This window comes from Bradyrhizobium sp. TM233 (genome assembly GCF_036247965.1).
GTDB classification, from domain to species: domain Bacteria; phylum Pseudomonadota; class Alphaproteobacteria; order Rhizobiales; family Xanthobacteraceae; genus Bradyrhizobium; species Bradyrhizobium ottawaense.
This window is the reverse complement of sequence record NZ_BTIG01000003.1, coordinates 357,805-379,211: the sequence shown is the minus strand read 5'-3', so window position 1 is coordinate 379,211 and position 21,407 is coordinate 357,805. Positions and strand designations below refer to the sequence as shown.

Here is a 21,407-nt window from a genome sequence, read left to right as displayed (position 1 = left end):
GCGATGACCGACAAATTCATCTCCATCGAAGGCATCGCCAAACGCTATCCCGGTGCGAGCGGCGCCACGACCACGATCTTCGAGAACCTGTGGCTGTCGATGGCGCGCGGCGAGTTTGCCTGCGTGATCGGGCATTCCGGCTGCGGCAAGACCACGGTGCTCAACATTCTCGCCGGCCTCGATGCGCCGAGCGAGGGCGCCGTCATCGTCGACGGGCAGGCGATTTCGGGCACCAGCCTCGACCGCGCCGTGATCTTCCAGAGCCACGCACTGTTGCCCTGGCGCACCGTGCTCGGCAATGTCGCCTATGCCGTGAGCTCGAAATGGCGGAGCTGGGACCGTGCCAAGGTGAGGGCGCACGCGCAGACCTTCATCGATCTCGTCGGGCTGACAGGTTCGGAGCACAAGCGCCCCTCGGAGCTGTCCGGCGGCATGAAGCAGCGCGTCGGCATCGCCCGCGCGCTCTCGATCACGCCGAAGATCATGCTGATGGACGAGCCGTTCTCGGCGCTGGACGCGCTGACGCGCGGCACGCTGCAGGACGAGGTGCGGCGCATTTGCCTGGAGACCGGGCAGACCGCATTCATGATCAGCCATGACGTCGACGAGGCGATCTATCTCGCCGACAAGATCTTCCTGATGACCAACGGGCCCGGCGCGGTGCTGGCCGAGGTCGTCGAGAACCCGCTGCCGAGGGATCGCGGCCGCACCGATCTGCACCGCCATCCGCTCTACTACGCGCTGCGCAACCACATCATCGATTTCCTGGTGACGCGCAGCAAGACGTTTACCGTCGAGACACCCGATCACGATCCGCGTAATGTGCCGCTGGTGCATATCGGCAAGCCCGGACTGACGATCGCGTCCAGTGGTGACGAGCAACGCCAGACCTGGACGCCCGGGACCAGTCCCGGACTGACTGCTTGAAAAGGGAGACCCTGACATGAAACGCGAAGACCTCACCGAGAAGCTGCTCGACATCAAGCGCGAGATGGGCTGGAGCTGGAAGCACATCTGCGACAAGATCGGGGGGTATTCCGAGGTCCTCATCGTCGGCGCCATCCTCGGCCAGATGAAATTGACGAAACCGCAGGCTGCCAATGCCGGCGAACTGTTCGGCCTGTCGAAGGCGGAAGTCGCGATGCTCAACGAGGTGCCGATGCGCGGCACCGGCACGCCGATGCCGCCGACCGACCCCCTGATCTATCGCTTCTACGAAATGGTGATGGTGAACGGCCCGGCCTGGAAGGCGCTGATCGAGGAAGAATTCGGCGACGGCATCATGTCGGCGATCGACTTCGACATGGCCATGGAGCGCGTCGCCAACCCGAAAGGCGACCGCGTCAAGATCACCATGAGCGGCAAATTCCTGCCGTACAAATACTACGGCGCCAGCGGCAACGTGCCGGAATACGGCTTCAAGGAGGAGTGACCGACGCAGTTAACCGCTGGTGAAGCGGCGGCCCGGTGTTTGCGGTCCATGGTTTGCCTGACGGCAACCTCTGGAGGCTAGGTAACGGACCTCGCTTCAACCACAGGTACCCCTGATGAAGTTTCGCTCGCGTTTTGTCTTGGCAGGCGTTGGTCTGCTGGTCGTGATTGCCCCCGCCAAGGCCCAGTCCCAGCGTGTCATCGCCGAGCAAGGCGGCGGGGGTCTGCGGCAGGAAGGATCGGTGCGTGTGCAGACCTCGATCAACTTCTTTGTCGCCGGTCCGACCGGGGACAGCGAGGAGGCCCAGAAACTGCGCGACCGCGCGCGCCGCACGGTCTATGAGATGGCGGCGCGCGAATGTGATCTCCTGCGCGAGGTTCTTGCCCGCGATTGCCGGATGGAGTCGGTCAACACCAACATCAACCGGCAGTTCGGACCGCAACAAGCGGAGGGATTCAATATCAGCGGATCGATGGGTTTTCAGATCACGCTGAAATAGAGCCAGACGGCGGGGTCACTTCCCCGCCTTCACCTCGGCGGCCGCCACCGCGAGCAGCTCGCTCATCTTGGCGCGAATCGCCTGCTCGGTGACGACGACGTTCTTGGCGGCGAAATCGGCTGTGATTTTGCGCAGGACGTCGGCATCGCCAGCCTCCTCGAAATCGGCCGCGACCACCTCCTTGGCATAGGCGGTGGCGGCATCGCCCGATATGCCGAGCTTTTCAGCCGCCCACAGCCCGAGCAGCCGGTTGCGGCGGGCCTCCGCCTTGAATTTCTGCTCCTCGTCGAGGGCGTATTTCTTCTCGAAACCTTCCTGACGCTTGTCGAACTCGCTCATGCCTTGTTCCAAATCCCCTGCTGAATGGAGCGGGAGCCTTCCGTTGCGGCGACCCGACTGCATGCCTACATAGATAGCACGAATCGGCAAAACAACGGGCCGTTAAGCCGCAGGCAAGATGGTATAAGTTGGCGCCGGACGGCCGGATCGATTGTGCTCGGTCAGCCAATCGGATAGGTTGCCTGGAGGCTTGGTTCCCGTTCTGTTTCCAAGGGTTATGGACGGGGTTCCGGGTCGTTCACGGCAGCTCCGCTGTGGGTCGTAAATCCTAGTAACCGGAGCACACCAAATACATGGATTTCAACAAAACACGGTACATCCCCATGAGCCGGCGGCGTCGCATTTATGAAGGCAAGGCAAAGGTTCTGTATGAAGGTCCGGAGCCCGGTACCCTGATCCAGCACTTCAAGGACGACGCGACCGCGTTCAATGCGAAAAAGCATCAGGTGATCGAGGGCAAGGGTGTCCTCAACAACCGGATCTCGGAGTACCTGTTTCAGCACCTCAACGACATCGGGGTGCCGACCCATTTCATCCGCCGCCTCAACATGCGCGAGCAATTGATTCGTGAGGTCGAGATCGTGCCGCTCGAGGTGGTGGTGCGGAACGTTGCCGCCGGCTCGCTGTCGCAGCGCCTCGGCATCGAGGAGGGCACGCAGCTGCCCCGTTCGATCATCGAATTCTACTACAAGAACGATCAGCTCAACGACCCCATGGTGTCGGAAGAGCACATTACGGCCTTCGGCTGGGCGACGCCCCAGGAGATCGACGACATCATGGCGCTTGCCATCCGTGTCAACGACTTCCTCACCGGCCTCTTCCTCGGCATCGGCATCCGCCTCGTCGACTTCAAGATGGAATGCGGACGCCTGTTCGAGAACGAGATGATGCGCATCATCGTCGCCGACGAGATCTCGCCGGATAGCTGCCGTCTGTGGGACATCAAGTCGAACGAGAAGCTCGACAAGGATCGTTTCCGCAGGGATCTCGGCGGCCTGCTCGAGGCCTATACTGAAGTTGCAAAACGTCTCGGCATCCTCATGGAGAACGAGCGTCCGCAGGGCTCCGGCCCGGTGCTGGTGAAGAGCTGAGGGGATTTTCGACGTGAAGGCACGTGTCACCGTTACCTTGAAGACGGGCATCCTCGATCCGCAAGGCAAGGCCATCGAAGGCGCGCTGAAGTCGCTCGGCGTCGACGGCGTCGCCAGCGTCCGCCAGGGCAAGGTGTTCGACATCGAGCTCGCCGGCGCCGACAAGACCAAGGCGGAAGCCGCGCTGAAGGAAGCCGCCGACAAGCTGCTGGCGAATACCGTGATCGAGAACTATCGGGTCGAAATCGTCTAGGCCTGTCCGCCATGGTAGCCCGGATTGCGCTTCGATCCATCCGGGCTACGAAGCGATTTCCTCACAGCCATCCGGCGCGACGAAAACGCCAGTACAGCGCGGTGCACGCCGTCAGCATCACGCCGAGCAGCATGTAATAGCCGTAGTCCCATTCCAGCTCCGGCATGTGCTTGAAGTTCATGCCGTAGATGCCGGCAAGCGCGGTCGGGATCGCGATGATCGCGAGCCAGGACGCGAGCTTCTTGGACACCGCCGTCTCCTGCGCCTGGCCGACCAGCAGGCTGGCCTCGAAGGCGAAAGCCAGCACCTCCCGCATGGAATCGATGCGCTCCTGGATGTTGCGGACGTGGTCGGTGACGTCGCGGAACAGCGGCTGCATGGCCTGCCGCACCATCGACAGCTCGTCATGCTCCAGCCGGCGGCAGACCTCCACCAGCGGCCCGATCGCGTTGCGCAGCCGCAACAGGTCGCGGCGCAACATGTAGAGCCGCTCGATCTGGGCTTTGCTGATCGCCTTGGACAGCACGTCGTCCTCGATACCCTCGACTTCGTCGTGAATGCTCTCGAGCACGGGCGAGTAATTGTCGACGATGAAATCGAGGATCGCATAGAGAATGTAATCCTCGCCGCGGGCGAGCGCCCGCGGGCAGCTTTCGCAGCGTTCGCGCACCGGCGTGTAGGACGTCGAGGCGCCGTGGCGCACCGAGACCAGATAACCTTCGCCGACGAAGATGTGGGTCTCGCCGAAGACGATGCGGCCCTCGACCAGCTGCGCCGTCCGCGCCACGATGAACAGGGCTTCGCCATATTGCTCGATCTTGGGTCGCTGATGGGCGTGGTTGGCGTCCTCGATCGCGAGTTCGTGCAGGTCGAATTGCTTCTGCACCGCGCCGAGCAGCGCCATGTCGGGCTCGTGCAGGCCGATCCAGACCACGTGGCCGGGCTTGGCCCGCCAGCTCGAGGCCTCGCTGATGGCGATATTGGCGATGCGGCGGCCATCGACATAGGCGCCGGCGGCGACGACGCCCTCGGTGGACACGGGCTCGGAGGGGGACGTGGGCAGCGACGGGACGTTCATGGCTTCAATCCCGGGCAAGATCGTCGGGCAAAAGTGCCTCGGCTATGGCCTGTGTACAAGGCCGTCCGGCAAGGCTAGCACTGGTAAAATCCCCGTCAAATGGCTATGTCTCTTCGCGAATTGGCCCTTTGGCCAGCCCGATTCCCATCACCGTCGGAACTTTTGCCATGAAAGCCGCCATCCTCGTCTTTCCCGGAATCAACCGCGAACGCGACATGGCGCGTGCTCTGAGGATGATCTCGGGCAGCGAGCCGGCGATGGTCTGGCACGCCGAGACGGCGCTGCCTGCGGGCACGGATCTCGTGGTGGTGCCGGGCGGCTTTTCCTACGGCGACTATTTGCGCTGCGGCGCCATCGCGGCACGCGCGCCGGTGATGGACGCGGTGCGCGACTATGCGGCCAAGGGCGGCCTCGTGCTCGGCGTCTGCAACGGTTTTCAGATCCTCTGCGAGTCCGGCCTCTTGCCGGGCGTGCTGATGCGCAATGCGCGGCTGAAATTCATCTGTCATGACGTGCATCTGCGCGTCGAGCGTTCCGACACGCCGTTCACCCGCGGCTACAATGCCGGGCAGGTGATCCGCGTGCCGGTCGCCCATGGCGAAGGCAATTACGAGGCGGATGAAGAGACCATCAAGCGGCTCGAAGGCGAGGGGCGGGTGCTCTATCGCTACTGTTCCGCCGACGGTGTGGTCGACGACGACAGCAACATCAACGGCGCGGCGCATTCGATCGCCGGCATCGTCAACGACAAGGGCAACGTGCTCGGCATGATGCCGCATCCGGAAAACCACGTCGAAGACATCATGGGCTGCACCGACGGCCGCGGCCTGTTCGCGGGCCTGACAGCGCATCTGGAAAAAGCCGCGTGATTGCGTTCGCGGTGAAGCGGGCTCTCGCTGCGATCGCGGCGCTGGCATTCGCGACGGCCGCGTTCGCGCAGGATTATCCAAAGCGTCCGATCACCATGATCGTGCCGTTCGCGGCCGGTGGCACCTCGGACGTGATCGCGCGCGCGGTGGCCGAGCAGATGGGCATCGCGCTCGGCCAGACCATCGTGATCGAGAACGTCGCCGGGGCCGGCGGTTCGACCGCGCTGGCGCGCGCCTCCCGTGCCGAGCCCGACGGCTACACCATCGCAATCGGCAATGCCGGCACCAATGCCGCGACCTACACGATCTATCCCAAGCTGCCGTTCACGCCTGATTCCTTCGTGCCGATCGCCATGGTGGCGAAGACGTTCGGCATCGTCGCGCTGCGCAAGGATTTTCCGGCGAAGGACCTCAAGGAGTTCATCGCCTACGCCAAGGCCAATCCCGGCAAGATCAATCTCGGCCATGCCGGCGTCGGCTCCTCGAACTATCTGATCTGCAAGAGCTTCGTCACCGCCGCCGGGATCGACGCGACGCTGGTCGGCTATCGCGGCGCCGCGCCTGCGCTCACTGACGCGGTCGGCAGCCAGATCGACGGCGTCTGCGATGCCGCGGCCTCGGTCTCGCAGTCGATCAACGAGAAGCTGGTGAAGGGCCTCGTGGTCGGCTCGACCGTGCGGCTCGCTACGCTGCCGGACCTGCCGACCTCGGCGGAAGCGGGCCTGCCCGAATTCGAGGCACAGGGCTGGAACGGCCTGTTCGCGCCCAAGGGCACGCCGCCGGCCGTGATTGCCAAGTTGAACGCCGCGGCGCGCACGGCGGTGGAGACCGACGCGGTCAAGAAGCGCTTTGCCGACCTGTCGACCGTTGCGCCCGATGCCAATGAGCATACGCCGGAGCTGCTGCAGCAGCTCGTGACACGCGACGTCGAAAAATATCGGAAAATGCTGGCGGACGACGCCAAGTAATAGCGTCTCGCGCTACCGCAGCTTCAACCGCTCCGCCGGCACCGTCATCGCGGCCACACCCGCCATCACCAGCACTAGCCCCAGCGCCAGGTTCGACGGCACGCTCTCGCCGAGCAGCAGCACGGAGAGGCCGACGCCGATCGGGATGCGCAAGTACCCTTGAGCGTTGGTGGTCAGCGTGCCGAGCCGGCCGAGGCAGACGTAGAACAGCATCAGGCCCAGCGCGCTGGAGACGATGCCCATGACGGTGGTGGCGATGATCGCGGTCGAGGTCGGCTGCAGAGTCCAGGGCTGATCGATGATCAGCGAGGGCGGCAGCAGGATGAGACCGCCGAACAATAGCGAGCCGGCCGCCACCACCATCGGGTCGTATTCGGAGAGGCGAAGGCCGAAGATCGTTGCGCAGGCAAAGGAGATGGTGGCGAGCAGGATCGCGATCTCCGCCACGATCTCGCTGCCGAAGCCGCGCAGGGCATCGAGGCCGACGATGAGAATCGTGCCGGCGAGGCCGAGGATCGCGCCGGCGAGCTTGAGCAGCGTTGCCGGCTCATGCCGCGTGATCAGCGAGGTGATCAGGAAGGCGAAGATCGGCGTCGTCGAGGCCAGCACCACGGTGTTCGACGCCGGCACATAGAGCTGCGACCAGGTGATGATCAGGAACGGAAAGGTCGAATTGATCAGCTGCTGGGTCGCGAACAGCTTCCACGCCTTTGCGTCGGTCGGGACCCTGATGCCGCGCATCCACAGGATCGCGAACAGGAAGGCGGCCGCAATCAGCGAGCGCGCCGAGATGAAGGTGATGGGCGGGATGGTGGGAAGCGCCAGCTTGGCCAGCGGGTAGGTCGAGCTCCAGCAGCAGGCGAGCGCGAGCAGCAGCGCATAGTCGCGCCAGTTGCGCGCGCCGGTGGCGGCCATGGACGGCAACGGCGATGAAACGGAGGCCGCTGAGCGCCCCGCCTCCGATGTGCTCTGCGGCACCTTGTTCCTGCTCCCCGGCGCGACAGCGCTTGCCGGGAAGTCTGGGCGAGGGGGCGCGAAAAGGGAAGGCGCCGAGCTATGCGTTTGGTTGAGGTAGCGCCTTCCGCTTCATCCGCTTGATCGTGCCGGAAAAGGTGAGCAGCACCCGCGTCCCCGACATCATCTTGCCGCGCAGGAAGATCAGCGAGCCGCCGGCGCGGGTGACCTCGCCGGTGCATTCGATCAGCTCGCCCTCGCGTGCCGCGTCGAGGAATTCGCAGGCAAAATTGGTCGTGACAGCCCGGCTGTCCAGGACATGGGTGGCGATCGCAAACAGGGAGTAGTCGGCAAAGGCCATATAGCAGCCGCCATGGACGTTCCCGGAGCCGTTGAGGTGCTTCTTCTCGACCCGGAAGGCGCTGCGGACGCTGCCGTCCGCCTCGATCCGGTGCCAGAAGGGCCCGACATGGGCTTCAAAACTGTCGCGAATCCAGGTCCGCCAGCCCACAAATTCGCCCTCGGTGGCGACGTGGAGGTCGGGGCGGCGGGGCGGGGGCGCTTTGGTCAATTCGTGCAAGGAAATGGGCCTTCAATTGCGGGTCTTCAGCCCTTAAATCCGATCCGTCCGCGCCGTGCAATTCCTGTTCCCGCCGTCCCCGCCTGCAAAACGTGGGACAGTGGGAAAATGGGCCATAAAGGGCTTTTCGCGAGCCCCGGATGTTCCTAAGAACGGCCAAACCGCCGCCGAAAGCCCCTGAAGCCATGAAGAACGAACCCAAGATCACCCCCGAACTGGTTGCCGCCCACGGGCTCAAGCCCGACGAATACGAGCGCATCCTGAAGCTGATCGGGCGGGAGCCGACCTTCACCGAGCTCGGCATCTTCTCGGCGATGTGGAACGAGCACTGCTCGTACAAATCCTCGCGCATCCATCTCAAGGGCCTGCCGACCAAGGCGCCCTGGGTGATCCAGGGCCCCGGCGAGAATGCCGGTGTGATCGACATCGGCGACGGCCAGGCCGTGGTCTTCAAGATGGAGAGCCACAACCATCCGAGCTACATCGAGCCCTACCAGGGCGCCACCACCGGAGTCGGCGGCATCTTGCGCGACGTCTTCACGATGGGCGCGCGTCCCATCGCCTGCCTCAATGCGCTCAGCTTCGGCGCGCCCGAGCATGCCAGGACGCGGCATCTGGTCTCCGGCGTCGTGGCCGGGGTCGGCGGCTACGGCAATTCCTTCGGCGTGCCGACGGTGGGGGGCCAGGTGCGCTTCCACACCCGCTATGACGGCAACATCCTCGTCAACGCGATGGCCGTCGGGCTCGCCGACACCGACAAGATCTTTTATGCCGCCGCCTCCGGCGTGAACATGCCGATCGTCTATCTCGGCTCCAAGACGGGGCGCGACGGCATCCACGGCGCCTCGATGGCCTCGGCCGAGTTCGACGACAAGTCCGAGGAGAAGCGCCCGACCGTGCAGGTCGGCGATCCCTTCGCCGAAAAACTGCTGCTCGAGGCGTGCCTGGAGATCATGGAGAAGGGCTGCGTCATCGCGATCCAGGACATGGGCGCGGCGGGCCTGACCTGCTCTGCGGTCGAGATGGGCGCCAAGGGCGACCTCGGCGTCGATCTCGATCTCGATGCGGTGCCGACCCGCGAGACCGGGATGAGCGCCTACGAGATGATGCTCTCGGAGAGCCAGGAGCGCATGCTCATGGTGCTCAAGCCCGAGAAGGAAAAGGAAGCCGAGGCGATCTTCAAGAAGTGGGGCCTGGACTTCGCCGTGGTCGGCTACACCACGCCGAGCAAGCGTTTCGTGGTCAAGCATGGCGGCGACGTCATGGCCGATCTGCCGATCAAGGAACTCGGCGACGAGGCGCCGCTCTACGACCGCCCGCATGTTCCCTCCGCCGCGCTGCCGGTCGTGCATGCCCGCGAGGTGCCGGCGCCGATGGGCGTAGGTAGCGCGCTGGAGAAGCTGATCGGCACGCCCGACATGTGCTCTAAGCGCTGGGTCTGGGAGCAGTACGACCACGTCATCCTCGGCAACACCATGCAGCGTCCCGGCGGCGATGCCGCCGTGGTGCGCATCGAGGACGGGCCGAAGGGGCTTGCGCTGACCGTCGACGTCACGCCGCGCTATTGCGAGGCGGACCCGTTCGAAGGCGGCAAGCAGGCGGTGGCGGAAGCCTGGCGCAACATCACCGCGGTCGGCGGCAAGCCGCTCGCGATCACCGACAACCTCAACTTCGGCAACCCTGAACGGCCCGAGATCATGGGCCAGTTCGTCGGCTGCCTGAAGGGCATCTCGGAAGCCTGCCGCACGCTCGACTTCCCGGTCGTCTCCGGCAACGTCTCGCTCTACAACGAGACCAACGGCCGCGCGATCCTCCCCACGCCTTCGATCGGCGGCGTCGGCCTGCTCGACGATTTCACCAAATCGGCCTCGCTCGCCTTCAAGGCCGAGGGCGAAGCGATCCTCCTGGTCGGCGAGACCCATGGCTGGCTCGGCCAGTCCGTCTACCTGCGCGACATTTGCGGCCGCGAGGAGGGCGCGCCGCCGCCGGTCGATCTCGCCGCCGAGAAGCGCAATGGCGATTGTGTGCGCGGCATGATCCATGGCGGTACCGCGACCGCCGTGCACGACCTCTCCGACGGCGGCCTTCTGATCGCGCTTGCCGAGATGGCGATGGCGAGCGGCATCGGGGCCAAGCTGCTGGCGGCGCCGACTTCACTGGTCTCGCAGGCCTATTGGTTTGGCGAGGATCAGGCGCGCTATCTCGTCACCGTGCCGGAGACCGAAGCCGGCCGCGTGCTCGCCAAGATGCGTGGCTGCGAGGTGCCCTGCGTGCGGATCGGCACCACCGGCGGCGATGCGATCGCGATCGCCGGCGAGGCGCCTGTCACGATCGATGCCCTGCGCAAGTCGTTCGAGCGCTGGCTGCCGGAGTATATGGGCGGCAAGGCGGCCTGAGGCGGGGCCGCGAACTCAGTCCCGTAGCCCGGATGAGCGCAGCGACATCCGGGTCTTTGCTGGCACTGTTTCCCGGATATCGCTGCGCTCGTCCGGGCTACGGGTGCCCAGCCTCACAACACGTGCGACGCGCCCGGTATCCTCCGCAACGCCGCCGTCAGGCCCCAGCTCAGGATCACCGTGAGCACGAGGCCGATCGCGGCCTTCACGATCGCAGGCCACGCATAGTCGAACAGCGCGTACTGGATCCACAGCGCAATCGGGTAGTGCACCAGGAAGATGCCATAGGCATCCGCCTGCATGCGGTCGAGCAGGGTCGGCCCCGGTGCCTTCGAATACAGGAAGAAGGCGAGGATCGCGAGCAGGATCGAGGCCGAGAACAGCACGAAGAACGTGCCGTAGAACACGTGGTACCAGTGCGGCAGGTGATCGGGATTCCCGAGGATCTCGCGCTTGATGTAGATCATGCACCACATCAGGCAGTAGGGGATCAGCGTGACGATCACCCATAGCCAGCGCTGCTTCGGCAACTGGCCGTCGGCGCTGAGGATGCCGCGATCGAAATTCGCCGAACCGACGCTGGCGCCGATGAAGAAGTAGCTGAAGTAGAGCAGGATCCGGCTGGCCTGCACCGAGAACGGTCCGAACTCGAACCATTTGTTGGTACCGAAATAGAGCAGCGCAGGCAGATAGACGATGACGCTTACGGCGACGAGCATCAGCCAGAACACGGCCGGCTGCTGAAATCCGCGTAACGAGATGCGGTTGCCGGGATCGACCAGATGCGCCGAGACCCGGTAGAGCAGGCTCGCGGTCAGGTCGAAGGCGAGCAGCACCCATACGAACCAGATCGGGCCGCTCGGCCATGGGCCCGACGTCACCGTCTTCCACCAGAACGCGGCGAAGGTCAGCTCGGGCTCGGCCCGTAGCGCGATGGCGTAATAGGCGAGCGGGATGACGGTGAGGGCCGCGATCGCGAACGGCAGCCCGAGCCGCAGCAGGCGGTCACGCAAAAAGACCGACGGTGCCTTGCGCGCGATGCCGGGCCAGGTGAACAGGCCCGACAGGAAGAAGAACATCGCCATGAAGAAGCTGTCGGTGGCGAGCACGATCATGTCGAAACCGGCAAAGGAGGCCGGATCGGTGTGACCGAAATGCGTGTACGGGATCACCGCATGATGCAGCAGCACCACGAGGGTCAGGAAGGTGCGGGCGCGATCGAGCGACAAATTGCGCGCTTTGGTTTTCGGCGCGGCGTGTGCCTCCGCGCCGATCGTCGCTGAATCTGCCATCGTCATCATGTCGCCCCGCGCTCCTGCCCCGGGCCGGACTGTGCCGCCGCGAGCCGGATTCAGCAAGGCTCCTTTGCGCCGTAGTTGAGGCCCGATTTGAGCCCCGACTCGAGGCCCGACTTGGGTGCTGACACCCTTAGGAACCAGCTCCGCGCAGCGAAGTTAGCGTCCGCCAAAGGGCTGATGGCCGCGACGAGCGGCACAATTCGGAGCTGGCAATGACGATCCTGAAATGGGCGTTGATCTTCCTTCTTGTCTCGATCGTGGCCGGCGTGCTCGGCTTCAGCGGCATTTCGGCCGTCTCCGCCGATATCGCCCGCTTCCTGTTCTACGTCTTCGTCGTGATCTTCCTGGTGTTGCTGATACTTGGGCTCACGATCTTCAGGGCGTAGCCGGGCCGCTGCACCAGTCCTCAGTGGGCTGCGAACGGCATGACGCGGGCCATCAGCTCGGCCAAGAATTCATCAGGCCGATCGAACGGAATGAAATGGTCGCCGCCGCGAATCCGAGCAAATTCCTTGTGCGGGGCGGTGATCTCCTTGAAATATTGCTCGGCGGGTTCGCTCGGCGTCACGCCATCCGCATCGCCCTCAATGAAGAACATCGGGATCGAAAATTCGAACCCGAGCGAGGCCATGTCGCTCTGAAACATCGGCCCGTTCCGTCCCGTCAGGTACTTTGCTGAGAAGGCGGCGCCCCTCCGCCAATTGTACAGATCAAGCAGCGAGACATCCGGCATGAAGAGCGGCGGGATGGGACCGGCGAGCTGGAAGCCGTCGGCGAGCGGCAGCCCCAGCACATTGCTCCATTTGTCCGCAATCAGGCGATTTTCCGGGGTGAGGACCGGCTGCGAAGCGATCGGCGCCAATTCGGCCAGCGCCTCCTTGTTGGTGGCCGCTGCCGCAAGCCGTTGCAGACGCGCGATCGTGAGTTCGAAGGCCTTCTCGAAGGTCGCCCTGCCGACCACCTGGCCCGTGCCGACATAAGCCGAGAATAGATCCGGACGCTGCTTCGCCATTCGAATCCCCAGGAATGAGCCCCAGGAATGCCCGACCAGGACGATCTTGTCCTTGTGCAAATGCGTGCGCAGGTACTCGGCCAGTTCGATGCCGTCTTGCGTCATCCGCTCCAGTGTCATCGTGGGACCGAGCGCGTCTCCAGCCGCGCCAAAAGTGCGGCCGGTGCCGCGCTGGTCCCACTGCACGACGGTGAAGTGCTTTTCCCAGGGGCGCCAACCCGAGGAGATCGGCAAAGTCGTCCCCCCGGGTCCGCCGTGGACGAACAGGAGCACCGGATTATCTCGATCCTCGCCGCGGACCTGGATCCACTGTTTGATGCCGCCGATATCGATGAACTCTGCCTCCTGCATGCCTGCAGGAGAGCGGATCGCGAGAGTTTGGGCAGCAAGGTGCTGACGATAGGCACGAAAACCCAGTCCGGCAGCGGTCAGCACAACGAGGACGCTGGCCAACCCCAGCAACGAGACCCCAATCAGTCTTGCGGCCTTGCGCGGCATCTCGTGCCTTGTGTCGACTGGAGGCGATCCATGATCTCCCCGGCGTCACAGCGCCGTGGGCCTACCCCACTTCCTCGATCTTCACCTTATCCGGGTAGAAGGCGAGATGGCCGGAAATCTCGCTCATCGCGGGAAAGGGCGTCTCGTAGGTCCAGATCGCATTGTCCAGCACCTTGCCGTCGGCCTTTACGCTGTAATAGCTCGCATCCCCCTTGTAGGGGCAGTGGGTGACGCGGTCGGTACGCGCCAGCAAGGCCATGTTGGTGTCCTCCCGCGGCACATATTGCACCGCCGGATATTTGGCCTCCTTCAGCGTCAGCGCCTTGCTGGTCTCGGCGATCACGATGTCGCCGGCGGTCACACGGACGCGCCGGGGATTTTGGGTGATGGTGATGGGATGGTCGGGCCCTGGAAGCTTCATGATTTCACGCCTTTTCGATCAATCTGCCGCGCGCGGCACTTTGTCGTGCCTTTATCCTGATGGGATCATGGATATAGTGCCGGAAAGCGTGACGCAGAAGTCCGTTCACGCTAAGTTTGGCGCAGCCGGCGAGGGGACCCCGGCAGCGATTCGAGACCAGAAGGAGCGAGACCCGAATGCCCATGGACGCCCACGATATCGAGGCGATGATCAAGGCGGCGATCCCCGATGCCGAGGTGACCATCCGTGACCTCGCCGGCGACGGCGATCACTATGCCGCGACCGTGATCTCGGAATCCTTCCGCGGCAAATCCCGCGTCCAGCAGCACCAGATCGTCTATCAGTCCCTGCGCGGCCAGATGGGCGGCGTGCTGCACGCGCTGGCGCTGCAAACCGGCGTGCCGGGCGCCTGACCTGATCGCGCGACGGGAGACGACGATGGCTGCGGACAATTCTCGCGGCGCGATGTTCCGCGTCATCGTGCCGAACCAGCACAGCCGCGTCACCAATGTCGAGCTGTTCTTCGATCTCGTCTTCGTCTTTGCCGTCACGCAGGTGTCGCATACGCTGCTGCACCATTTCACGCCGCTCGGCGCGGTGCATGTCACAGTGCTGTTTCTCGCGGTGTGGTGGGTGTGGGTCTACACCGCCTGGGTCACCAACTGGCTCAATCCCGAGCTGACCCCGGTCCGCGTCATGCTCTTCCTGATGATGCTGGGCGGGCTGGTGCTGTCGACGACGATCCCGACCGCTTTCGAAGGGCGGGGCCTGTGGTTTGCGATCGCGTACGCGGCGATGCAGGTCGGGCGCACCGCCTTCTGGCTGTTCGCAACGCCGCGGCATCGGACCGCGGTCCGCCACAACGCGATCCGCATTCTGAGCTGGCTCTCAATCTCCGCGGTGCTGTGGATCGCGGGCGGCCTGTCCGAAGGCGAGACGCGGCTATGGCTGTGGATTGCGGCAGTCACGTGGGAATACGTCTCGCCGGCGGCGCGCTTCTGGGTTCCCAAACTCGGCTTCTCGTCGGTCGAGGCCTGGGCCGTCGAGGGCGGCCACATGGCCGAGCGTTGCTCTCTCTTCGTCATCATCGCGCTCGGCGAAGCCGTCGTCGTCAACGGCGCGACCTTTGCCGAGCTGGAGTGGACCGCGGACAACATCATGGCCTTCGTTTCCGCATTGGTCGGCGCCATCGCGATGTGGTGGGTCTATTTCCACAAGGGCGCCGAGGCCGGCTCGGAGCGGATCTCGAAGTCCGCCGAATCCGGCCGCCTGGCGCGGCTCGCCTACACCTATCTGCATATGCCGATCATCGCCGGCATCATCCTCACCGCGGTCTCGGACGAGCTGGTGCTGAAGCACCCGACCGGTCATTCCGATATGCGGACGATCGTGAGCACGATCGGCGGACCCCTGGTGTTCCTGGTCGGCACCATCCTGTTCAAGCACGCGATCCGCGGCTTCCTCCAGCTTTCCCACGGCATCGGCATCATCCTGCTGCTGGTGCTGTGGTGGTTCGCCGGCGACCTTCCGCCGCTCTGGCTATCGGTCGCGACGAGCACGATCATGATCATGGTCGCGGTGTGGGAATCGGTGTCGCTCGGATCTGCTCCGGAAGAGGCCGAAGAGCATTGAACCACGCGCGGTGGCGCGGCGCGTTTACTCCGCCACCTCCAGCGCGTGCACCGAGAACATCCTGGCCGCATCCGTCCAGCTCTCGCGCACCCGCCAGCCGGCGCCCTGGGCCAGCGCGGCGAAACGCTCGAGGCTGTATTTGTAGCTGTTCTCGGTGTGGATGCTCTCGCCGGGGCGGAACGAGAAACTGGTGCCGAGCAGGCGCACGGTCTGGCTCTTCTTGCTGATCAGGTGCATCTCGATACGGTGCCGCTCGCGATTGTAGACCGCGCGGTGGGTGAAGGCGGAGAGGTCGAAATTGCCGCCGAGCTCGCGGTTGATCCGCACCAGCACATTGAGGTTGAAGCGCGCGGTGACGCCGGCCGCATCATTGTAGGCATCGTGCAGCACCCGCTCGTCCTTTTCGAGGTCGGCGCCGATGATCATCTGCGCGCCCCGGCCCAGGATCGCGCGCGCGCTCTTCAGGAAAGCCTGGGCTTCTTGCGGCTCGAAATTGCCGATGGTCGAGCCGGGGAAGAAGCCGACCTTGGGCATCGAGGCGACCTGCTTGGGCAGCTCGAACGGCGTGGTGAAATCGGCAGCCACCGGATAGATGCCGAGCGAGGGAAAATCGCGCTTCAGGCCGTTCGCCTGCGCCTTGAGGAAGTCACCGGAGATGTCCACGGGGACATAGGCCGCAAACCTGCAATGGTTCAGCAGCAGGCGGACCTTCGTCGTCGCGCCCGCGCCGAACTCGACCAGCGCGGCATGCTCCGGAATGATCGTCGCGATCTCGCTGCCACGATCCTTCAGGATCGAGAGCTCGGTCCGCGTCGGATAATATTCCGGCAGGCGCGTGATCGCCTCGAACAGCTCCGATCCGGTCGCGTCGTAGAAATATTTCGGCGACAGTGTTTTCGGTTGCTGCGAGAGGTCCTTGATGGCCTCGCGGGCGAAGGCGGTGGTCTGCTCGTCGGGAAGATGGGCTTCGGCCAAAGCGCTGGCGTGCACATTCATGATACTCTCCTGAACGCGCTGTCCGGCGCGCATTTGTCGTCGGAAATGTTAGTCGTAATCGGCGAGCCGCAGTCCGGTGAACTGCCAGCGGTGGTGCGGATAGAAGAAGTTCCGATAGGTGATACGGCTGTGGCCTTCCGGAGTTGCAAGCGAGGAGCCTCGCAGCACGAACTGGTTGACCATGAACTTGCCGTTGTACTCGCCGAGCGCGCCTTCGATGGCGCGGTAGCCGGGGTAGGGTGCGTACGAACTGCGGGTCCATTGCCAAACGATGCCGAAGGCATCGTTGAGCTGGCCGGCGCGGGCCGCGACCTCCCACTCCATCTCGGTCGGCAGATGCTTGCCGGCCCAGCGTGCGAAGGCGTCGGCTTCGTAATAGCTGATATGACAGACCGGCGCGTTGGGATCGACCGGCTTCACACCGGCCAGCGTCATCACCTGCCATGCGCCATCGACCTCGCGCCAATGGCCCGGGGCCTGCCAGTCTTCCTTGCTGGCCGCGGCAAAGCCGTCCATCAGCCACAGTGTTGCGGTCCGGTAGCCGCCGTCCTGCATGAAGTCGAGCCATTCGGCATTGGTGACGAGATTGCGGGCGACCTTGACCGGGCCGACCAGGGCGCGATGCGCCGGCTTCTCATTGTCGAAATGAAAGCTGTCGTCGACATGGCCGACGGTGTGGATGCCCTCGTTCAGCGTCAGCCAGTCATCGCCGGCGCGCGTCGCGGCCGGAAAGCGCCAGTCCGGGTCATAGGCCGGATAGACCGGGTTCTGCGCGAAGGCGTGCAGGATGTCCGTGAACATCAATTCCTGGTGCTGCTGCTCGTGGTTGAGCCCGACCTCGACCAGCGGTGCGATCGCGCGAAGCTTGTCCGCGCCGGTCTCGCGGAAGAATTTGACGACGGCCGCATCGACATAGTTGCGATAGGCGCCGACCTCGTTTGCGCTGGGACGGGTGATATCACCGCGATGATTGCGCGCGTGACGCGGGCCGGCGCTGACGTAATAGGAATTGAACAGGAATGCGAAATCGGGGTGGAAGGGCCGGTAGCCGGCCGCGTGCTCGCCGAGCAAAAATTGCTCCCAGAACCAGGTGGTATGGGCCCGGTGCCATTTCGTCGGGCTCGCATCGGGCATGGACTGGATCTGCTGGTCCTCCGGCGACAGCGGCGCAGCCCGGCGTTCGGTCTCGTTGCGGACGGCGAGAAAAGCATCTTCCAGCCGCTGGGCGAGGTTACCGGCGGAGGACAGTGACGAAAGCGAGGGGGCGGCCGTAGCGGAGGCTTGTTTCGTCACGTTTTTCTCCAGACAGGACAAGAGAACGTTGTTGGCGTTGCCCGGTTCCAAAACCTGGGTTCGTCCTAGATAGGGGCTCCGTTACGGTATGAAAGTCCTCCCCGGCGATGATATTGATGTCATCAGCCTATGGATCCGGCTGGGGGCAAACCGGCCAGCGGGGGGCGTGTCGCCGCCATTTTACTTTGGATGCACAACGGTTTGGGCTACATATATGGGCATGTATCGGGTTAGATCGGCTGAGCCAGCCCGAATTGATTGGTGAGGGCTCCGCCCCAGAAGGACATGGAAATGAGCATCGAGGAATTCATCGCCAACGAAGTGAAGTCGAACGACGTGGTTCTGTTCATGAAGGGCACGCCGCAATTTCCGCAGTGCGGTTTCTCCGGCCAGGTCGTCCAGATCCTCGACCACATCGGCGTCGGCTATAAGGGCCTCAACGTTCTCGAATCCGCCGAACTGCGCAACGGCATCAAGACCTTCTCCAACTGGCCGACCATTCCGCAGCTCTATGTGAAGGGCGAGTTCGTGGGTGGCTGCGACATCATCCGCGAGATGTTCCAGGCCGGCGAATTGCAGCAGCTTTTCACTGAGAAGGGCGTCGTCGTCGCGGCTTGATAGGTGATCCAGCTGACGCGCCGGATCGGCGGCGCCGAGCTCGAGGTCATTGTCGCAGACATCACAACGCTGAGCGTTGACGCCATCGTCAACGCGGCCAACACGTCGCTCCTTGGTGGGGGCGGCGTGGATGGTGCGATCCATCGGGCGGCAGGGCCCGATCTGGTCGCCGAATGCCGCATGCTCCACGGCTGCAAGACGGGCGATGCCAAGATCACCAAGGGCTACCGGCTCAAGGCTGCCCATGTGATCCACACCGTCGGACCGGTCTGGAATGGCGGTACCCTCGGCGAGGATGACCTGCTCGCCTCCTGTTATCGCCGCTCGATGGAGCTGTGCGGGAAGCACAAGCTGACCTCGGTGGCATTCCCCGCGATTTCGACCGGCATTTTCCGCTTTCCCGCCGACCGGGCGGCCGATATCGCCGTTCGTACGACAATCGAAGGGCTCGCTGCGGCGCCATCCGTGGCCCGCGTGGTGTTCTGCTGCTTCGCCGAGCCGAGCGCCAAACTCCATGCCGAGGCACTTGCGCGACACGCCAGCCCTTGTGCCCACTGACGCGGTCAGTACACTCCGCCGGACCATGTTCCGGGGAGGGGATATGATTTCAGGTATTGGACTGCGTGCGCTGGTCTGCGGCGCGCTGGTGTCCCTGGGTGCGGTGTCGTTCGCACGGGCAGAGGGCACCTACGAGATTCCGGCCGGCGCGCATTTCAATCAGGACAAGCTCGGCAAGATCAGCGAATTCTTCAAGAATGAGGTTGCGACCGGCAAGATCGCCGGTGCGACCGTGCTGATCCGGCAGCACGGCAAACCGGTCTATCACGAAGCCTTCGGCGTGCAGGACGTGGTCAGCAAGGCGCCGATTACGGACAAGACGATCTTCCGCCTGTTCTCGATGTCCAAGGCGATCACTTCGGTGGTCGCGATGCAATTGCTCGAGGACGGCAAGATCAAGTTGGATGATCCTGTCTCGAAGTACATTCCGTCCTTCGCCAACGTGAAGGTCGGGGTCGAGAAGAAGGCCGAGGACGGCACCAAGTCGCTCGAGCTGGTGCCGCCGAACAGGCCGATGACGGTGCACGATTTGATGACGCACACATCGGGCATCACCTATGGCTTCTACGGCGACAGCCTGGTCCGCAAGGCCTATCGCGACGCCAACATCTACGCCGGCGATTTCGACCTCGCCGAGTTCGCCGAGCGCATCGCCAAGCTGCCGCTGCACAACCAGCCGGGCGCGCTCTGGCAATACGGCCATTCCACCGACGTGCTGGCACGCGTGATGGAGATCACGGCCGGCAAGCCGCTGATCGACATCATGCGCGAGAAGCTGCTCGATCCGCTCGGCATGGTCGACACCGGCTTTTTCGTCACCGCCCCCGAGAAGCAGAAGCTGCTGGCGCAGCCGGTGCCGAACGACAGCGACTTCCGGGTCGGACGGATCAATGATCCGACCGTGGTCAAGAAGATCCAGTTCGCCAGCGGCGGGATGGTGACGACCATGGCCGATTATGAGCGCTTCGCGCAGATGCTGCTCAACGGCGGCAGCCTCGACGGCAAGACCATTCTCAAGCCCGAGACGTTCAAGCTGATGACGACCGATCAGCTCGGCCCCAAATCGGGCGTCGATCGCGACTATTTCTACTTCCCCGGCGACGGTTTCGGCTTCGGCCTCGGGCTTGCGGTGCGCACCGATCCCGGCAACGCCAAGCCGCCGCCGCCCGGCGATCTCGGCGAGTTGAAATGGGACGGCGCCTCCGGCTGTTATTTCGTGATCGATCCCAAGCAGGACATGTTCTTCGTGCTTCTGGAGCAGACCCCGACCGAGCGCCAGCGCGTGCAGCGGACACTGAAGCAGCTGGTCTATGAAGCCATGGAAAAGTGACATGTTCGGGCGCCGCGTTTTCATCGCGGCGCTCGTACTTCTGGTCGGAGTGGTCGGTGCGAAGGCCGGCTCCGAAGGACGCTCCGCCCGCACTCTCTCGGCCGAAGGGCTGGCGAAGGTTTCCGATTACATCCGGAACGAGGTCGCCACCGGCAAGATCCCCGGCGCCATCCTGCTGCTCCAGCAGCACGGCAAGCCCATTTATCACCAGAATTTCGGCGTCCGCGACGTCGCCACCGGAATCCCGATGAGCGCGGACACGATCTTCCGCCTCTATTCGATGTCGAAGCCGATCACGTCCGTCATGGCGATGATGCTGGTCGAGGAAGGCAAGCTCGCGCTCGAGGATCCCGTCGCAAAGTACGTTCCGGTCTTTGCCGGCATGAAGGTCGGCGTCGAGAAGAAGGCGGAGGACGGCAAGGTTTCACTGGCACTGGAGCCGCAGGCGCGTCCGGTGACGATCAAGGACCTGCTGCGCCACACCGCGGGGCTGCCTTACGGTTCTTCTGGCGGCGGCGCCGTGCGTGAGCTCTATGCTGCCGCCAACCTCTTCAATGGCGACGTTTCCAACGCCAATTTCGTCGCGAAGCTCGCGGCGCTGCCGCTCGCCGAGCAGCCGGCCACGCTGTGGGATTACGGTTTTGCCACCGACGTGCTCGGCCGCGTCGTCGAAATCGTCTCTGGCAAGACGCTGCTGCATTTCGAGAAGGAACGGCTGCTCGATCCGCTCGGCATGACGGAGACGGCGTTCTACGTCACTGACCCCGCCAAATTCCCGCGCATCGCCGAACCGATGCCGGACGATCGCAACATCAATCCAGCGACGCCGGTTCGCGACATCAGGCGCCCGGCGATTTGGCAATCGGGCGGCGCCGGCATGGTCGGCACCGTCGGTGATTACGCCCGTTTCGCCCAGATGCTGCTCAACGGCGGGACCTATGACGGGCGGCGCTATCTCAAGCCCGAGACCATCGCGCTGATGGCGTCGGATCATGTCGGCCCCGAAACCAGGATCGCGCGCGACCAGAGCTATTATCCGGGCGGCAGCTCCGGCTTCGGCCTCGGCTTTGCGGTGCGCACTTCGGTGCCGCCGGGGACGTCATGGCCGCTTGGCGAATATCGCTGGGACGGCGTCGGCGGCACCTTCTTCTTCATCGATCCCGAAGACGATCTGTTCGGGATCTTCATGGTGCAGACCCCGTCGCAGCGCGGCCGGATCCAGCTGGCGCTGAAGACGCTGATCTATCAGGCGATGGGGCGGTGATCGCAGCCTACTTGTAGCCCGCATGGAG

General features: G+C 64.0%; 24 protein-coding genes. 15 read left to right on the top strand and 9 right to left on the bottom strand.

Annotated features, from left to right (window positions below; translation table 11 throughout):
* Positions 1-3 precede the first annotated feature (3 nt).
* The 3 genes from AABA86_RS08945 (at position 4) to AABA86_RS08935 (ending at position 1,931) form a co-directional block, all read left to right on the top strand.
* A complete protein-coding gene (locus tag AABA86_RS08945; RefSeq protein ID WP_338306485.1) occupies positions 4-927 on the top strand; it encodes an ABC transporter ATP-binding protein in 924 nt (307 codons plus the stop codon).
* Positions 928-943: 16 nt separating this feature from the next.
* A complete protein-coding gene (gene cynS, locus AABA86_RS08940; RefSeq protein WP_338306484.1) occupies positions 944-1,432 on the top strand; it encodes a cyanase in 489 nt (162 codons plus the stop codon).
* Positions 1,433-1,547: 115 nt separating this feature from the next.
* On the top strand, positions 1,548-1,931 hold the full coding sequence (locus AABA86_RS08935) for a hypothetical protein (RefSeq protein ID WP_028142838.1): 384 nt from the start codon (positions 1,548-1,550) through the stop codon (positions 1,929-1,931).
* A gap of 15 nt (positions 1,932-1,946) precedes the next feature.
* Here the strand turns inward: AABA86_RS08935 and AABA86_RS08930 are convergent, their stop codons facing one another.
* Complete coding sequence (locus tag AABA86_RS08930; protein WP_212251780.1) at positions 1,947-2,270, bottom strand: DUF1476 domain-containing protein; 324 nt, start codon at positions 2,268-2,270, stop codon at positions 1,947-1,949.
* Between the two features lie 323 nt (positions 2,271-2,593).
* Between AABA86_RS08930 and purC the strand changes: the two genes are divergently transcribed.
* Positions 2,594-3,361 (top strand): phosphoribosylaminoimidazolesuccinocarboxamide synthase, encoded by a 768-nt coding sequence (gene purC / locus AABA86_RS08925; protein ID WP_173015815.1) that lies wholly within the window; start codon positions 2,594-2,596, stop codon positions 3,359-3,361.
* Positions 3,362-3,374: 13 nt separating this feature from the next.
* Positions 3,375-3,614, top strand: a complete 240-nt coding sequence (gene purS, locus AABA86_RS08920; protein ID WP_028142840.1) for a phosphoribosylformylglycinamidine synthase subunit PurS — start codon at positions 3,375-3,377, stop codon at positions 3,612-3,614.
* 61 nt (positions 3,615-3,675) lie between these two features.
* On the opposite strand, the gene AABA86_RS08915 is transcribed toward purS, so the two are convergent.
* Complete coding sequence (locus tag AABA86_RS08915; protein WP_338306483.1) at positions 3,676-4,692, bottom strand: magnesium and cobalt transport protein CorA; 1,017 nt, start codon at positions 4,690-4,692, stop codon at positions 3,676-3,678.
* A 167-nt stretch (positions 4,693-4,859) separates the two neighbouring features.
* Here AABA86_RS08915 and purQ point away from each other — a divergent pair, with 167 nt between their 5' ends.
* Both purQ and AABA86_RS08905 read left to right on the top strand, forming a co-directional pair.
* Entirely contained in the window at positions 4,860-5,561 is a 702-nt protein-coding gene (gene purQ, locus AABA86_RS08910) for a phosphoribosylformylglycinamidine synthase subunit PurQ (RefSeq protein ID WP_212251777.1), read from the top strand.
* A complete protein-coding gene (locus AABA86_RS08905; protein WP_212251776.1) occupies positions 5,558-6,529 on the top strand; it encodes a tripartite tricarboxylate transporter substrate binding protein BugD in 972 nt (323 codons plus the stop codon). Before purQ ends, AABA86_RS08905 begins: the two co-directional genes overlap by 4 nt.
* A gap of 12 nt (positions 6,530-6,541) precedes the next feature.
* Here AABA86_RS08905 and AABA86_RS08900 read toward each other — a convergent pair whose 3' ends face one another.
* On the bottom strand, positions 6,542-7,507 hold the full coding sequence (locus tag AABA86_RS08900; protein WP_338306482.1) for a DMT family transporter: 966 nt from the start codon (positions 7,505-7,507) through the stop codon (positions 6,542-6,544).
* A gap of 76 nt (positions 7,508-7,583) precedes the next feature.
* Positions 7,584-8,063: a PaaI family thioesterase gene (locus AABA86_RS08895; RefSeq protein ID WP_338306481.1), complete on the bottom strand. Its 480-nt coding sequence runs from the start codon at positions 8,061-8,063 to the stop codon at positions 7,584-7,586.
* 185 nt (positions 8,064-8,248) lie between these two features.
* On the opposite strand from AABA86_RS08895, the gene purL reads away from it, so the two are divergent.
* On the top strand, positions 8,249-10,459 hold the full coding sequence (gene purL / locus AABA86_RS08890; protein ID WP_212251826.1) for a phosphoribosylformylglycinamidine synthase subunit PurL: 2,211 nt from the start codon (positions 8,249-8,251) through the stop codon (positions 10,457-10,459).
* Between the two features lie 113 nt (positions 10,460-10,572).
* Here the strand turns inward: purL and AABA86_RS08885 are convergent, their stop codons facing one another.
* Positions 10,573-11,760 carry an acyltransferase family protein gene (locus tag AABA86_RS08885; RefSeq protein WP_338306480.1) on the bottom strand — a complete coding sequence of 396 codons (1,188 nt, stop codon included), beginning with the start codon at positions 11,758-11,760 and terminating at the stop codon, positions 10,573-10,575.
* Positions 11,761-11,969: 209 nt separating this feature from the next.
* Here AABA86_RS08885 and AABA86_RS08880 point away from each other — a divergent pair, with 209 nt between their 5' ends.
* Positions 11,970-12,143 (top strand): DUF1328 domain-containing protein, encoded by a 174-nt coding sequence (locus AABA86_RS08880; RefSeq protein ID WP_028142852.1) that lies wholly within the window; start codon positions 11,970-11,972, stop codon positions 12,141-12,143.
* Positions 12,144-12,163: 20 nt separating this feature from the next.
* Here the strand turns inward: AABA86_RS08880 and AABA86_RS08875 are convergent, their stop codons facing one another.
* Complete coding sequence (locus AABA86_RS08875; protein WP_338306479.1) at positions 12,164-13,267, bottom strand: alpha/beta fold hydrolase; 1,104 nt, start codon at positions 13,265-13,267, stop codon at positions 12,164-12,166.
* 61 nt (positions 13,268-13,328) lie between these two features.
* Positions 13,329-13,688 (bottom strand): DUF427 domain-containing protein, encoded by a 360-nt coding sequence (locus AABA86_RS08870; protein ID WP_212251766.1) that lies wholly within the window; start codon positions 13,686-13,688, stop codon positions 13,329-13,331.
* A 176-nt stretch (positions 13,689-13,864) separates the two neighbouring features.
* On the opposite strand from AABA86_RS08870, the gene AABA86_RS08865 reads away from it, so the two are divergent.
* Together AABA86_RS08865 and AABA86_RS08860 are read left to right on the top strand one after the other, a co-directional pair.
* Positions 13,865-14,101, top strand: a complete 237-nt coding sequence (locus AABA86_RS08865; protein WP_018316584.1) for a BolA family protein — start codon at positions 13,865-13,867, stop codon at positions 14,099-14,101.
* 25 nt (positions 14,102-14,126) lie between these two features.
* Positions 14,127-15,320 (top strand): low temperature requirement protein A, encoded by a 1,194-nt coding sequence (locus tag AABA86_RS08860; RefSeq protein WP_338306478.1) that lies wholly within the window; start codon positions 14,127-14,129, stop codon positions 15,318-15,320.
* Positions 15,321-15,344: 24 nt separating this feature from the next.
* On the opposite strand, the gene egtD is transcribed toward AABA86_RS08860, so the two are convergent.
* Positions 15,345-16,316 carry an L-histidine N(alpha)-methyltransferase gene (gene egtD, locus AABA86_RS08855; protein WP_338306477.1) on the bottom strand — a complete coding sequence of 324 codons (972 nt, stop codon included), beginning with the start codon at positions 16,314-16,316 and terminating at the stop codon, positions 15,345-15,347.
* 48 nt (positions 16,317-16,364) lie between these two features.
* The gene (egtB, locus tag AABA86_RS08850; RefSeq protein WP_338306476.1) at positions 16,365-17,660 is read right to left on the bottom strand and encodes an ergothioneine biosynthesis protein EgtB; all 1,296 of its coding nucleotides are present in this window, start codon (positions 17,658-17,660) and stop codon (positions 16,365-16,367) included.
* A 240-nt stretch (positions 17,661-17,900) separates the two neighbouring features.
* Between egtB and grxD the strand changes: the two genes are divergently transcribed.
* Genes grxD through AABA86_RS08830 form a run of 4 tightly spaced genes read left to right on the top strand, consistent with a single transcriptional unit; the run spans position 17,901 to position 21,379 of the window.
* Positions 17,901-18,227, top strand: coding sequence for a Grx4 family monothiol glutaredoxin (gene grxD, locus AABA86_RS08845; RefSeq protein WP_091965898.1), 327 nt, complete (start codon positions 17,901-17,903; stop codon positions 18,225-18,227).
* Positions 18,228-18,230: 3 nt separating this feature from the next.
* A complete protein-coding gene (locus AABA86_RS08840) occupies positions 18,231-18,785 on the top strand; it encodes an O-acetyl-ADP-ribose deacetylase (RefSeq protein WP_338306475.1) in 555 nt (184 codons plus the stop codon).
* 43 nt (positions 18,786-18,828) lie between these two features.
* Positions 18,829-20,115, top strand: a complete 1,287-nt coding sequence (locus AABA86_RS08835) for a serine hydrolase domain-containing protein (protein ID WP_338306474.1) — start codon at positions 18,829-18,831, stop codon at positions 20,113-20,115.
* A 1-nt stretch (position 20,116) separates the two neighbouring features.
* A complete protein-coding gene (locus AABA86_RS08830; protein ID WP_338306473.1) occupies positions 20,117-21,379 on the top strand; it encodes a serine hydrolase domain-containing protein in 1,263 nt (420 codons plus the stop codon).
* Positions 21,380-21,407: the final 28 nt, after the last annotated feature.

Coding starts and splice junctions, on each gene's coding strand:
- AABA86_RS08945 (WP_338306485.1), top strand. CDS start 4: ATGACCGACAAATTCATCTCCATCGAAGGCATCGCCAAACGCTATCCC.
- cynS (WP_338306484.1), top strand. CDS start 944: ATGAAACGCGAAGACCTCACCGAGAAGCTGCTCGACATCAAGCGCGAG.
- AABA86_RS08935 (WP_028142838.1), top strand. CDS start 1,548: ATGAAGTTTCGCTCGCGTTTTGTCTTGGCAGGCGTTGGTCTGCTGGTC.
- AABA86_RS08930 (WP_212251780.1), bottom strand. CDS start 2,270: ATGAGCGAGTTCGACAAGCGTCAGGAAGGTTTCGAGAAGAAATACGCC.
- purC (WP_173015815.1), top strand. CDS start 2,594: ATGAGCCGGCGGCGTCGCATTTATGAAGGCAAGGCAAAGGTTCTGTAT.
- AABA86_RS08915 (WP_338306483.1), bottom strand. CDS start 4,692: ATGAACGTCCCGTCGCTGCCCACGTCCCCCTCCGAGCCCGTGTCCACC.
- purQ (WP_212251777.1), top strand. CDS start 4,860: ATGAAAGCCGCCATCCTCGTCTTTCCCGGAATCAACCGCGAACGCGAC.
- purL (WP_212251826.1), top strand. CDS start 8,249: ATGAAGAACGAACCCAAGATCACCCCCGAACTGGTTGCCGCCCACGGG.
- AABA86_RS08885 (WP_338306480.1), bottom strand. CDS start 11,760: ATGATGACGATGGCAGATTCAGCGACGATCGGCGCGGAGGCACACGCC.
- AABA86_RS08880 (WP_028142852.1), top strand. CDS start 11,970: ATGACGATCCTGAAATGGGCGTTGATCTTCCTTCTTGTCTCGATCGTG.
- AABA86_RS08875 (WP_338306479.1), bottom strand. CDS start 13,267: ATGCCGCGCAAGGCCGCAAGACTGATTGGGGTCTCGTTGCTGGGGTTG.
- AABA86_RS08870 (WP_212251766.1), bottom strand. CDS start 13,688: ATGAAGCTTCCAGGGCCCGACCATCCCATCACCATCACCCAAAATCCC.
- AABA86_RS08865 (WP_018316584.1), top strand. CDS start 13,865: ATGCCCATGGACGCCCACGATATCGAGGCGATGATCAAGGCGGCGATC.
- AABA86_RS08860 (WP_338306478.1), top strand. CDS start 14,127: ATGGCTGCGGACAATTCTCGCGGCGCGATGTTCCGCGTCATCGTGCCG.
- egtD (WP_338306477.1), bottom strand. CDS start 16,316: ATGAATGTGCACGCCAGCGCTTTGGCCGAAGCCCATCTTCCCGACGAG.
- grxD (WP_091965898.1), top strand. CDS start 17,901: ATGAGCATCGAGGAATTCATCGCCAACGAAGTGAAGTCGAACGACGTG.
- AABA86_RS08835 (WP_338306474.1), top strand. CDS start 18,829: ATGATTTCAGGTATTGGACTGCGTGCGCTGGTCTGCGGCGCGCTGGTG.
- AABA86_RS08830 (WP_338306473.1), top strand. CDS start 20,117: ATGTTCGGGCGCCGCGTTTTCATCGCGGCGCTCGTACTTCTGGTCGGA.